Origin of the sequence: Maribellus sp. YY47 (genome assembly GCF_023111095.1) — a bacterium.
In the GTDB taxonomy this organism is placed as follows: Bacteria; Bacteroidota; Bacteroidia; order Bacteroidales; family Prolixibacteraceae; genus Draconibacterium.
Map to the genome: position 1 here is coordinate 84,517 of NZ_JALGYW010000009.1, position 12,907 is coordinate 97,423.

The window sequence follows — 12,907 nt, forward strand, 5'->3', positions numbered from 1 at the left end:
GTAAATATACAGGCAAATCCTGCCCCTTTCGATACCAACTTATGAAAGAAACGTTTCCTGAAAAAGGAAAAACATACCCCAAAAAAACACGGGTTAAATAATTTTTAGTAACATTACAGTCGTTAACACTTTAAACCCATACACTCATGAAAAAATCACTCCCTTTAATCACGTTTACCCTTCTGCTATTTTTTTTCGGATGTAGAAAAGATCATATTGACGGGCCGGGAAAACACTCGTTTATGGAAAAACTGGCAGCCACTTTTCATGCCGAAGGCGGAGAAGAACTGATCAATGCCGAAAATGTTTTTTTCAGCATTCAATACCTTACAATTATTCAGGCGGGCGATACGCTGCGACAAAAATTTTCGGAGTTCATTGCCGGCGAGCAAACCATTTCCGGAAGCTGGTTTACCGTTGAAACCATTGGATACGGCGCGAATACGCTTCCCAATAAAATTAAAGTTACTGCCCGGGCAAACACCACCGGCGCTGAACGGCAATTAATTTTTACGGTATGGAACGGAGAGCGCGGCGATAAAGTAACGATTACGCAGAGCCAGGATTCGTAACATTTTCTTGCGTTTACATCCTGAAACCGGGTGTTTTGTTTTAAAGTCCCGGCTTCAGGATATAATTTTCGGTTATCTCAGAAATATACCTTTTAATATACAAAACTGCTCCCGCCTAAAAATTCGCGTAACAGCGAAGTCGGTGGAATTTCATCGTCGTTGATCATCTTAAAATAGGAAAGAAACTCCAGCAATCGCGACGATTCTTTGTATTCGCACTGATTTTCCAGCACTGTTTTCAAAATCGGCTCGGCATACTTTTTCAAAACCGCCAGTTCGTATAGCGTCGCCGAGTTAAACATCACATCGGCATTTTCCTGGTAAGGGAAAATATTCCGCTCCTCGCCTTTCCTTACCGAAGGCCAGCGGTTGATCGTGGCCGCCGCCGGGTAGCCGCGGTATTTGCTGTCGCGGATCAAACGACGGATCAAGCGGTTGTCGGCGGTTGAAATGTGCGTGTGCTCGTCCATCGAAATCTGGGTCAGCGCCGAGATAAATATCTTAAAGGTATTTTTTGCTTTCACCTGAGTCAGCAGTCCGGGGTTCATCCCGTGAATTCCCTCTACAATCAGGATTTCGCCGGGGCCCAGTTGCAGCGTATTGCCATTTTCAGTTCTTCGCCCCAAATGAAAATCAAAACGGGGCAAACGCACCTCTTTCCCTTCAAACAACTCAACCAGCTGCTGATTAAAAAACGGGATATCCACAGCCTCAAGCGCCTCAAAATCGTAATCTCCGTGTTCGTCGCGCGGTGTATGTTCGCGATCCACAAAATAATCGTCGAGCGAAATCTGGTGCGGCCGCAAACCGTTAACCGCCAGCTGCACGCCCAAGCGTTTGCTAAAAGTAGTTTTTCCCGATGCCGACGGCCCGGCCACCAGTACCACTTTCACATCGCCGTTGCGCGAAGAAATCATATTCGCAATTTCGGCGATCTTCTTTTCGTGCAGCGCTTCCGAAATCTTGATCACATCGCCGCCACGTCCGGCCAGTGTCCGCTCGTTTAAATTACCAACCGTGGAAACATTGATAATATCGGCCCAGTCTTTCTGTTCCTGGAAAATTTCGTACAACTTGGTATTGTAAAATACTTTTCGGAGCCTGTCGAAATGCTTGCGGTGCGGAATCTGCAACAAAACGCCATCGTAATATTTTACGAGTCCGAAACTGGTGATATAGCCCGTCGACGGCAGCAGGTGTCCATAAAAATAGTTGCCCAGATCTTTTAAAAAGTAAAGCGGCGTGTACAACTGCCCCTGCTGTTCAAACAACTGCGCCTTTTCTTCCAGCCCCTGTTTCATCAGCAGATCCACAGCATCGGTGGTGCGAATTCCCCTTTTCACAAAAGGCAGATCGGCATGAATTATCGCTTCCATTTCCTGACGGATCGCAAAAAGATCGGATTCATCGATTTCGCGTTCCAGCCCGTGCAATTCACAAAAATAGCCATTTGACATTCCGTTCTGCACCCTGAAATTCACATGCGGAAAAACTTCCTTCACCGCCGCATACATCACAAAAATAAGACTGCGGATGTACAAACGCGTGCCGTCCATGTGTGTAACGTCGATAAATTCAACCTGCTTGGGTTTTACCACGCAAAAAGAAAGTTCGCGCACTTTATTGTTCACTATAGCGCCACAAACACGGTGTTCGAGGCTGATGTTCAGGTCGCGGCTGATTTCGAGCAGCGAAGTGCCCATGGGGTAAGAATGATACGCTCCTGTATTCTTGCAATATATCTCAATATCCTTCATAGCTGTCGGTTTTAGGGACTAAAAGTAACTAAAAGTTCCGACTTGGCTGAAGCAATCCGCACCAAGTTTCAGGCTTGAAATGTGCGATTCCATCCTCATTTTTTAAACATATTTCGTACGACCAAGCTCAAATCCATAAAATGATGTTAAATTTAACGCCGTCAAAAACTTACACCAATGAACCGAAATAACCTGATCGTCCTGCTGGGATTGTTTTTTATTTTTTCTGCCTGTCAAAAAAATGAAACACTTCACGTTTACGACCTTCTTTGCGAAAACCTGGACAACCCAACTGCCATCGATAAAACCACACCACGTTTTAGCTGGAAAATCAGCAGCGAACAAAACGGCACCAGACAAAAGGCTTTTCAGCTGCTGGTGGCCAGCGATGTTGCTTTGCTGACCGAAAAAAAAGCCGATCTCTGGAACTCCGATAAAACAAGTTCGTCAACCAGCATTTTGCTTCCCTATAACGGAAAGAAACTGAATTCAGGGACAACCGCCGTTTGGAAGGTTCGTGTGTGGGACAACCACGGAAATGTATCACCGTGGAGCGCCCCCGCAAGCTTTGGAATCGGGTTATTGAATCCCGCCGACTGGCAGGCAGCTTACATTGCCTGTAACACCGATGCCGGTTACCGCGAATGTCCGCAGGTCTACCAATCGTTTGATGCCGATGATACCAATGCCCGATACTTGTTGCACGTCAATTCGCTGGGCTATCACGAAGTGTATATGAATGGGAAAAAGGCAGGAAGCGGCGTGCTGACTCCGGCTGTTTCGCAATTTAACAAGCGCTCGCTGATTAACACCTACGATGTTTCGGAGCTGATAAAAAAAGGGACAAACGACTTAATACTCTGGCTGGGCAGTGGCTGGTACACCACCGGGCTACCTGGCGTGGTAAACGATGGACCGGTGGTTCGCGCACAACTCGAAAAAGTAGCCGGTAACGAACGCCAGATCGTCCTTTCGACCGACTCCACCTGGCGCGGGCGATCCAGTAGTTATTCCCGTCATGGCAGCTGGCGGCCTCATCAGTTTGGCGGCGAAATACTGGATGGTATACGTGCAAAAAGCGATTTACTGGTGAATGATCCCAAACGCGAATGGAAAGCAGTTTCCATTATCGATGTACCGGAACACGAGGTTAGTCCGCAAATGGTGGAGCTGAATACCCTTCAGAACACCATCAAACCGGCGGCAATCACAGCCCTTTCGAACGACACTTTTTTGATTGACATGGGGACCAACCTCACCGGCTGGCTCGAATTTCATTTCAACCCACTGCAAGCCGGACAAACCGTTACGCTGAGTTACTGTGACCACCTCAACCAGGAAGGAAAATTCAACGACCGGAATCAATACGATCAATACATTGCCTCGGGAACAGAGCCCGAAGTTTTTAGCAATAAATTCAATTACCACGGATTCAGGTACGTGCAGGTGACCGGCCTCAACGAAATTCCTTCAGCCGATTCGATCACCGCTTCGCTTGTCCGCACCGGTTTTGAGGAAGCCTCGGGTTTTGAATGTTCCGATCCCGATTTAAACGCCATTCACAACATGCTGCATTACACGCTGCAGTGCCTGAGCATTGGCGGCGATTTGGTCGACTGTCCGCAACTGGAGCGGCTGGGCTATGGCGGCGACGGAAATGCCTCGACAGTAACCGCGCAAACCATGTACAACCTGGCTCCGCTGTACAACAACTGGCTGCAAACCTGGGCCGACGTGATCCGCGAAGACGGCGGAATGCCCCACACCGCTCCCAACCCGTATTCAGCAGGTGGCGGCCCTTACTGGTGTGGTTTTATTATTACCGCTTCGTGGAATACCTACCTGAATTACGGCGATACGCTGGTGCTGCAGAAATATTACCCGGTGATGCAAAAATGGCTCGGCTATGTGGAAAAATACAGTATTGACGGAATTCTGAAACCATGGCCCAACAACGACTACCGCAACTGGTACCTGGGCGACTGGGCAACACCGGTGGGCATTAACCAAACAGAAGAAGCTTCGGTGGATGTGGTGAATAATGCCTTTGTAGCGGTTTGCCTCGGCGATATGCAAAAAATTGCCCGCGTTCTCGGAAAATCCGAAGACGAGCAAAAGTATGCCGCGCAAAAAGAGCAACTTCAGCAACGCATACACGAAGTGTATTTTAACGAAGCGACTAACACTTACGGAACGGGTACGCAAATCGATCTTGCTTTCCCGATGCTCGCCGGCGTAGTGCCCGGCGATAAACTGAAAGACGTAAAACAATCGCTTTACCACGAAACAAACGAAGTGCGTAAAGGCCATTTTGCCTGCGGGCTGGTGGGGCTTCCGGTGCTGACCGAATGGGTGCTTAAAAACCAGGCGCCCGACCTCATGCTTTCGATGATGAAAAAGCGCGACTACCCCAGCTACCTCTATATGATCGACAACGGCGCCACCACTACCTGGGAACACTGGGACGGCGCCCGGAGCCGGATTCACAACTGCTACAACGGAACAGGTTCGTGGTTTTACCAGGCGCTTGGCGGAATGTCTCCCGTGGAAGATGCCCCCGCCTACCAAAAGGTACGGATCGAGCCACAAATCCCCAATGGCATCAGCTGGGCCAAAACCTGGAAGGAAACACCTTACGGTAAACTGGCGGTAAACTGGAAGCTCAACGGAATCAACGTCGAAATGACCGTCGAAATTCCGGTGGGCGTGGAAGCCGAATTTGTTTTCCCCTTCACCACCCAGGAATACCTGATTGATGGCTCAGCCAAAGAACTACTCAGCAACAAAAGCATTGCGCTGAAAAGCGGAAAGTACACGATTGGGTATATGAGGTAGGTGAAGTGCATGGAGCAGAGAGCATGGAGCAAAGAGCTGCGAGCTATTGATAAATTGTGAAACTGCTAAATTGTAAAAATGGATACGGGGCACAGAACTTTGCAAAACTCCGGCTTTTTTACGATAACACTTTATAACGGAAAACGCAGTATGCGTTTGATTTTCATAGAGCCGGACATTCCCCGGCAGCCGCAACCCGGTACGGGTTGGATTTACTGAGGTGTTAACTGAGGCGTGTGCCGAAGCTATCGAATCCCTGTCTGCCGCCAGGCAGGCGAACGGGGTCTGTTTTACCGATTTTGTCTGATGTTATTATAATCCAATCCTTACAGGATTGTTTTTAGGATGAGCACCGAAATTCAATCGGTACAAGTCTCCACAAAACCGACTGCAGTTACCAAAGAACCGACCCGGGTTGGTAAAAAGCCGGCTGCAGTTACCCGGGAGCATACACGAGTCACCATTTTACCGACTAAAGTAGCTTATGAAGTAACACGAGTCACCATTTTGCCGACTGGAGTAGCTTCTGAAGCAAAAGCAGTTACCTTTTTGCCGACTGTAGTACCTTCTGAACCCCGGCGAGTTTGTTTTGAAGTACCCGGGGGTACTTCTGAAGTGGGGAGGGGTACTTCCGAAGTACCCCCCTAAAGCCTGAAAACTACTCCATAACATATTGCCTGAGGTATCATTAATTCTATTTATGTTTACTTTTATTCCAAAATTTACTGGCACAAAAAATCAATAACCTTGAATACGCGATTACACAAAAAAAACAGAAAAAGTTGGGTTACACACCCAAATTGGAGTGATAAACCAACCTGACAATAAGAAATTGAAAATCAGCGTAACTAAATAACCCGACTGGGTGGGTTCCACATACGTTATATCCAATATTAAAAAGAGCCGCACATTATTGATAAATACTAACGAAACATGAAAATCACGGTTAATAAATTCAAAGGCATTGATAACGCAGTAATTGAATTAGATGACATTACAATATTTGTTGGAGCTAATAATGCAGGTAAAAGTAGCTTTATTCAAGCAATTCAATTTGCGGTTTCTGGTTGCCAGACAATGGACTTACACTCTATTCCATGGAGAAACGCTCAGACAGATAGAGCAACATCTTTTAATTCTGATGAATTCTTATATACTCCAACAAGAAATATTGAATCACTATATCACAAAGCGAAACTTACTGAAAGAACGGAATCTATTAAAATTAGTTTTGAAAATGAAATAGGAACTTCAACTATAACTTTTGGCAAGGGAAGAAATAAAGGAATATCAACAAAATTAGTTAATAAACCACTTGGAAACGAACTCTGCAACTTAAACAATCCATTTTGTGTGTATGTCCCAGGTATAGCCGGGATACCAATAGTGGAAGTTTATGAACCAGAAATTAAAGTACGTAAATCCGCCGTACGAGGAGATAGCAATAATTTTCTTAGGAATATTCTTCTTCGAATTAGAAATGATGAAAATGCTCAAAAATGGACAAATTTCATTGAATCGTTAAACAAAATTTATTCGGAACTTGATATCACCGTTAGTTATAATGAAAATGAATCTGAATTTATCGTAAGTAATGTAACCTATGATGGTGAAACATTGCCATTAGATTCGATTGGAACAGGAGTTCTTCAAACAATGCAAATATTCGCATATATGGAATATTTTTCACCTAAAATTTTATTACTCGACGAGCCAGATAGTCACCTTCACCCAACAAAACAGAGATTATTAGCTAGCGAAATTAAAAGAAGGTCAGAATTGAATCCAGATATGAAAGTCGTATTTTCAACTCACTCAATGCAATTATTGAGATCCTTGAGTACAGTAAAAACATATCACTTTATCAATGGAAAAGCTGAATTAACTGAAAATGAGAGTGCTGTTTTAATGGACATTGGAGCGCTAGATGCTGACTATTTGTTTTCAAAACCAAACTTGAAATATGTAATATTAACCGAGGATAACGTAGATAACATAAAAGAGAAGAAAAATTTTATTAAGCAATTTGTTCTATCGCATGGATTAAACGAAAATGAATTTGTGTTACATTCTTATCAAGGCTGTAAAAATATGCATACTGCTAGTGTATTACAGGCTCTTGTTCGCAAACATATTCCTGCTGCTAAAGTAATTGTGCATATCGATAAAGACCAACGCTTGGATGAAAATGATGCAGATATTGTCACGCTTTCAAGTAAAGCAAACACCCATGATGTATTGTTGTTTATAACCGAGTTTAGTGAAATCGAGAATTATTTCTGTAATCCAGAACACATATCAAACATTTATCACTTAAATCTACCTGACATCCAAGAATTATATACGACAGAACTACAAAACCTAAAAGCTTTAACATCTCAGAAACTTTCTGATTTCATTCTAAATGAAAGGTCAGCATTAATAATGGATGACAAAAAGAGAATCAAAACACAACTTTTAGATGAAATAATAGCGAACGAAGTAAATACTAAACTTGAAACATTGTGTCCTGGCAAAGAATTGATGGCAAAAATACGTGTTAGATTGCAAAATGAATTTGGTGTTGGTGATTTATCTTTATTGGTTGCACCTTCACAATCATTAAAATCAGATGTTTTCCAGAAACTTATTTCAAGAGATGAATAAAATACAGGCTACAGCAAAGTACATATTGCAGGGCGGGGTTCGGCGGTACACCAACTGCGGATTGGCTTTAGGCCGATTTCCGCTTCGCTCCAATTCTCGCATCGCAGTTCCGTGTCGTTCGGACAGGAACGCTCTCCGAAATCTGCCCCAACAACATTTACCAACCGTTATAACAAATTTCCCAAATGCCAGAAACATTGATTTTTCTTGCTAACGCTAAATAAGGCCTTTAATATCGCGCCGATTTGATGAAAAACACAAATTCATAAATTCCCGATATCTTGAGGTTTACATTTGCATTACTATGAATTTAAAATACACAAACGTTAGACTTTTCTAATATAAAATGGAGACCAGGAACCATTATAAAAACGGGGAGAATACCGAAAAGCCATAGGAGTAGGAAATTAAAGAAAATCTTAAAAAATGAAAAAGTTATTATTTGTATTGTTTGCAGTTTTATCTGTTAATGCTTATGCACAAGATTGGAAAGATGAATTAGCTAAAGATTTAGTTGAAATTAAAGCAGAAAAAATGACTGCTACTGATTTGACATTAATAACAATGTTAGCGGATGGGACATCAATGCAAGTGAAAGCTTATGCAGAAGCACCCGCCAATAGTTTTATCAGTAGAGACCAATTTGTTGCAATCTTTTCTACTTTAACAATAACGCTTATAGAAAATATGTTAAGTGAAGCAGGGTTGACTGAAAGTGATTACAAAACAAAGACAGTTGAAATTGAAGACTTAATTGGAACAGCAGATGTTGAATTAAGTTGTTATATGGGTAAAAATGGGATTCAGATAGTAATTAAAGCTGGAGGAGAAGAGAATAAAGTTACTCAAACCTGGGAATCTATGTTTGAATAAACAAAGTACACTATCGAGTAGACGGCCGGTGAGCCAATAGCTCACCGGAGCGCCTTTCACACTATCCGTCAGCTGACGGACGCAACTTTCGCATACGGTTCTGAGGACTCTGGATTATGCCATCGGAAACAACAGTGATTAGGTTTCAACTGTAATAAAGTAGTCAAATAGATACCAATAACATAACAATAAAAATAAACAACCATGAATTCAACCTTACTTATTCTGCTTGCAATACTGGTAGTTGTTGCCCTTATTTTCATCGGGATGTACAACGGACTGATCAGAAGAAGAAACGAAGTGGACAACGCTTTTGGCGGAATGGATGTGCAGCTAAAAAAACGCTATGACCTAATCCCCAACCTGGTGGCTTCGGTAAAAGAATATGCCAAACACGAAAAAGAACTGCTTAACAAAATTACCGAACTTCGGGCTTCGGCCTTAAAACCCGATTTGTCGGTCAACGAAAAAATAGCGCTTGACAACCAAATATCGGGCGCCATCAAAAGTATGCTGATCTCGGTGGAAAATTACCCGGAATTAAAGGCCAACGAAAATTTTATTTTTCTGCAACGCTCGTTAAACGAAGTGGAATCGCAGATTTCGGCAGCCCGCCGGACCTTTAACGCGGTGGTAACCGATTACAACAACGGGATCCAGGTATTTCCGAACAGCATTATTGCTGGGATGATGGGAATGAAACGTAAGGAAGTTTTTGTGATTCAGCAAGCCGAGCGCGAAAATGTCGATGTCAGCCAAATGTTTAACCAGGCGTAAATGATGTCGTCAGTCAACCTAAAAGAAATCTACCGTTCAAAATTAAGCCCCGCTTTACTTTCGCTCGAATCGCAACGCAAGGACGTGGTAAAACGCATCCTGCTGTCGGTCGCCATTCTTCTGTTGGGCATTGTTGCTTTTGTCGTCGGTCAGCAAAGCGAATATGGCTTTATTCCCGGTGTGCTAATCGTTATCGGTGCCTTTGTTTCGTTCGGATTTGCATTCAGCAAGTACAACAGTTACAAACAAGCCTTTAAAAACAAGGTGGTACGGAAAGTTATCGAGAGTATTGATCCCGACTGGAACTACCATCCCGAAGCGTGCATCAGCGAAAACGAATATGTGGAAAGCGGGCTTTTCCAACGACACTGGGACCGTTACAACGGCGACGATCTGATTAGCGGCGTGATCGACAAAACCGATTTCCGCCTGTCGGAATTGCACACCCAGTACAAAACGGTGTCGGTCGACAGCAAAGGACGCCGGTCGGAACACTGGCACACCATTTTTAAGGGACTGTTTGCGCACGCCGATTTCAACAAGGAAATCAGGGGCGAAACATTTGTACTTCCCGATATAGCCGAACGGATGTTTGGGAAATGGGGACAGAAACTGCAAAAGTTCAGTCCGAGGGGCGAGCTGGTAAAACTCGAAAACATTGAGTTTGAAAAATACTTTGTGGTGTACTCGCACGATCAGAACGAGGCCCGGTATATTTTAACACCCAAAATAATGGAAGCCATCGTACACATTCGGCAGCAGTTCGACACCGAGATCTACCTTTCGTTTGTGGGCACCAGGGTATACGTGGCCATGTCGTTTTCGCAGGATTTGTTTGAACCGCGCTTATTCCGGTCGGGAGTGCGTTATTCCGACATTGAGCAAATGTATTACCAGTTCAATACCATTTCGGTAATTGTTAACGAGATGAACCTGAATACCAGAATCTGGACCAAAGAATAGGCCCAAAGTCAGAATCTAAGGCATTAAGAGAAATAAATATTGAACGAAAAAACTGATTTTTAGAAAACCATAACCCAACAACAATGAAAACCATTATCACACCTATTTTTGTTCTGATTAGTTTAATTGCCTTTGGACAAAACAACGCAATCGGCGACTTATGGAAATTGTACAGCTCACGCGATTTCGAATCGGTTATAGAAAAAGCAAAGCCACTTCTTAACAACGAACCCAACAACGCTGAATTAAACTTAATTATCGGCAGGTCTTATGCAGACAAGGCTGACTATCAAAATGCTGTTCCCTATCTTGAATCAACCGTAAAAAACGACAAAGACAATTCGTGGCAAAAAGCGTGGGCGTATACCTACCTCGGAACTTGCTATTTTATGTTGCAAAAATATGCGGAAGCAGAAAAATCTCTAAATGAATGCATAAGGCTTAATGCGACAAAAAATGCTACAAACGACGCATACGGCAAGTCTTTACGTTTGGGATACAATGAGTTCTTTAATAGTTGGAAGATTGTTGAAACGGAACACTTTCGTTTTCATTTTCAGAAGATGGATGATGAAGATATTGCGATATATACTTCGGTAAGAGAAAAGGCTTTTACCAAAATAAATGGCTTTTTTAATAGTGCCTTACCCAAAAAGATTGATTTTTTTGTTTGGGAATCAAGAGAAGATGCGAAAAGTGTTCTGAAAGCCAACTTAGGTTTTGCAAAGCCTGAATTTTGCGTTGTACATTCTCACTACCTACAAACAAAAGGACATGAAATGACACATGTTATTTCAAACTATTCAACCACCATGCTGGCGAAAACGGAGCTGATTAACGAAGGAACAGCAGTATGTTTTGATCAGTCGACCCAGGATAAAGAACAAATCGTAAAAGGCTGGCTAAAAGCAAACAGTAAAAAAGTAGCAATCAAAGAAATCTGGTCAAATTGGGGAGCCTTCCCGACAGAACTGACTTATCCGCTTTCTGGTCTATTTGTTAAAGCGTTGATTGAAAAATTCGGCCAGGAAAAATTTATGGCATTTTTTGGTGATCAAAGCTATGAACATGCAAAGGCAGTATTTGGAAACGAACTCGACACTTTGATCAGCAAGTTTGAAGAAAAAATTAATAGCTAATGCGGTTAGTTAAATTCAAATTCTAATCTTTACTACCCTTAAAACACCGGAATATGATAAAAGAATATTTCAAATCGTTCGATATACTTAGCCCGGAAGAACTGGAATTACCGGAAAGCCTGCTTCAGCCCAAAACACTGAAAAAAGGTGACTTTTTTATTAAAGCAGGTTCTGTTTGTAAAGAAGTGGCTTTTGTTTCTTCCGGTTTCTTCCGATCGTTTTACCTCTCCTCGTCGGGTGAAGAAGTGACCTACTGTTTGCTCTTTAACAATTCGTTTGTTACCGCTTATTCGTCGTTTATTACACAAACCGCCACCGAGGAAAACATTCAGGCTTTGGCCGATGTCGAGATGATGACCATTTCGAAGCAAGCAGTGGAACAGTTGGAAAATACCAGTCCAAACTGGATGAAAATAATGAAGATGATCGCCGAACGCGAATACATCAACCTAGAAAAAAGGATCTTCCTGCTGCAACGCGAAAATGCGGAAAAAAGATACCACGATTTGCTGAATAACTATCCCGAATACCTGAAGCTGATTCCCCTGAATTACCTGGCATCGTACCTGGGCATTACACAACGACACCTGAGCCGTTTGCGCAGGTCGGTTGCGAATTAGACAAATGTCCTTTCGTGCCGGCAATACAATACCTTTTTTTGCTGAAAAAAAGTATGACTCAGGTATTAATCATTAACGGACACCCCGACAAACAAAGTTTTAACCACGCACTGGCGGAGGCCTATAAAACGGGGGCTGCTCAAACAAACGCATCAGTCACTACGCTCAATATTGCCGATCTGGACTTTAATCCCAACCTGCAATTTGGCTACCGCAAAAGAACCGATTGGGAACCCGACCTCGAAAATGCGATCGGCAAAATAAAAGCAGCGCAGCACATTGTGTGGATATTTCCGATGTGGTGGAGCGGATACCCGGCATTGATGAAAGGATTTATCGACCGGACCTTTTTGCCGGGAGTTACTTTTCAACCCGTAGAAGGAAAGCCGCTTCCCAAAAAATTATTAAAAGGAAAAACTTCGCGAATTATCATTACATCGGATACTCCAAGCTGGTATGATGTTTTGTATTTAAGACGGCCCGCCATCAATCAGTTCAAAAAGGGAACACTGCAATTTTGCGGAATCGATCCGGTAAAGGTCACCTACATATCGCCCATAAAAAATTCGAGTGAAAAATTCAGGAACAAATGGCTAAAGAAAGTATCTTTATTGGGTGAACAACTGAAATGATCCACTAACCGGAAATCAAGTATCCAGGGGCTAATATCAAACATCAATTTCAAATAATGAAGCGGGTGTCCAAAAGTAAAAACTCACGCAAAG

General features: G+C 43.0%; 11 protein-coding genes. 10 read left to right on the forward strand and 1 reads right to left on the reverse strand.

All coding sequences use genetic code 11. The annotated features are described in order from the left end of the window. Nucleotides 1-146: 146 nt before the first annotated feature. Complete coding sequence (locus MR764_RS09180) at nt 147-572, forward strand: BACON domain-containing carbohydrate-binding protein (protein ID WP_247979116.1); 426 nt, start codon at nt 147-149, stop codon at nt 570-572. A gap of 92 nt (nt 573-664) precedes the next feature. On the opposite strand, the gene MR764_RS09185 is transcribed toward MR764_RS09180, so the two are convergent. Next, the gene (locus MR764_RS09185) at nt 665-2,329 is read right to left on the reverse strand and encodes a nucleoside kinase (RefSeq protein WP_247979117.1); all 1,665 of its coding nucleotides are present in this window, start codon (nt 2,327-2,329) and stop codon (nt 665-667) included. Between the two features lie 177 nt (nt 2,330-2,506). Between MR764_RS09185 and MR764_RS09190 the strand changes: the two genes are divergently transcribed. The 9 genes from MR764_RS09190 (at nt 2,507) to MR764_RS09230 (ending at nt 12,814) form a co-directional block, all read left to right on the forward strand. Then, nucleotides 2,507-5,164 (forward strand): alpha-L-rhamnosidase, encoded by a 2,658-nt coding sequence (locus MR764_RS09190; RefSeq protein ID WP_247979118.1) that lies wholly within the window; start codon nt 2,507-2,509, stop codon nt 5,162-5,164. 345 nt (nt 5,165-5,509) lie between these two features. Next, nucleotides 5,510-5,812 (forward strand): hypothetical protein, encoded by a 303-nt coding sequence (locus tag MR764_RS09195; protein WP_247979119.1) that lies wholly within the window; start codon nt 5,510-5,512, stop codon nt 5,810-5,812. Between the two features lie 285 nt (nt 5,813-6,097). After that, a complete protein-coding gene (locus MR764_RS09200) occupies nt 6,098-7,810 on the forward strand; it encodes an ATP-binding protein (RefSeq protein WP_247979120.1) in 1,713 nt (570 codons plus the stop codon). A gap of 426 nt (nt 7,811-8,236) precedes the next feature. Then, complete coding sequence (locus MR764_RS09205) at nt 8,237-8,683, forward strand: hypothetical protein (RefSeq protein ID WP_247979121.1); 447 nt, start codon at nt 8,237-8,239, stop codon at nt 8,681-8,683. Nucleotides 8,684-8,887: 204 nt separating this feature from the next. Further along, on the forward strand, nt 8,888-9,460 hold the full coding sequence (locus MR764_RS09210) for a LemA family protein (RefSeq protein WP_247979122.1): 573 nt from the start codon (nt 8,888-8,890) through the stop codon (nt 9,458-9,460). Continuing rightward, complete coding sequence (locus MR764_RS09215; protein ID WP_247979123.1) at nt 9,461-10,423, forward strand: DUF3137 domain-containing protein; 963 nt, start codon at nt 9,461-9,463, stop codon at nt 10,421-10,423. A gap of 83 nt (nt 10,424-10,506) precedes the next feature. After that, a complete protein-coding gene (locus MR764_RS09220; RefSeq protein WP_282189179.1) occupies nt 10,507-11,562 on the forward strand; it encodes a tetratricopeptide repeat protein in 1,056 nt (351 codons plus the stop codon). Between the two features lie 53 nt (nt 11,563-11,615). Next, the gene (locus MR764_RS09225; protein WP_247979125.1) at nt 11,616-12,182 is read left to right on the forward strand and encodes a Crp/Fnr family transcriptional regulator; all 567 of its coding nucleotides are present in this window, start codon (nt 11,616-11,618) and stop codon (nt 12,180-12,182) included. A gap of 53 nt (nt 12,183-12,235) precedes the next feature. Then, nucleotides 12,236-12,814 carry an NAD(P)H-dependent oxidoreductase gene (locus MR764_RS09230; protein ID WP_247979126.1) on the forward strand — a complete coding sequence of 193 codons (579 nt, stop codon included), beginning with the start codon at nt 12,236-12,238 and terminating at the stop codon, nt 12,812-12,814. Nucleotides 12,815-12,907 lie beyond the last annotated feature (93 nt).

Coding starts and splice junctions, on each gene's coding strand:
- MR764_RS09195 (WP_247979119.1), top strand. CDS start 5,510: ATGAGCACCGAAATTCAATCGGTACAAGTCTCCACAAAACCGACTGCA.
- MR764_RS09215 (WP_247979123.1), top strand. CDS start 9,461: ATGATGTCGTCAGTCAACCTAAAAGAAATCTACCGTTCAAAATTAAGC.
- MR764_RS09225 (WP_247979125.1), top strand. CDS start 11,616: ATGATAAAAGAATATTTCAAATCGTTCGATATACTTAGCCCGGAAGAA.
- MR764_RS09185 (WP_247979117.1), bottom strand. CDS start 2,329: ATGAAGGATATTGAGATATATTGCAAGAATACAGGAGCGTATCATTCT.
- MR764_RS09230 (WP_247979126.1), top strand. CDS start 12,236: ATGACTCAGGTATTAATCATTAACGGACACCCCGACAAACAAAGTTTT.
- MR764_RS09220 (WP_282189179.1), top strand. CDS start 10,507: ATGAAAACCATTATCACACCTATTTTTGTTCTGATTAGTTTAATTGCC.
- MR764_RS09205 (WP_247979121.1), top strand. CDS start 8,237: ATGAAAAAGTTATTATTTGTATTGTTTGCAGTTTTATCTGTTAATGCT.
- MR764_RS09210 (WP_247979122.1), top strand. CDS start 8,888: ATGAATTCAACCTTACTTATTCTGCTTGCAATACTGGTAGTTGTTGCC.
- MR764_RS09200 (WP_247979120.1), top strand. CDS start 6,098: ATGAAAATCACGGTTAATAAATTCAAAGGCATTGATAACGCAGTAATT.
- MR764_RS09180 (WP_247979116.1), top strand. CDS start 147: ATGAAAAAATCACTCCCTTTAATCACGTTTACCCTTCTGCTATTTTTT.
- MR764_RS09190 (WP_247979118.1), top strand. CDS start 2,507: ATGAACCGAAATAACCTGATCGTCCTGCTGGGATTGTTTTTTATTTTT.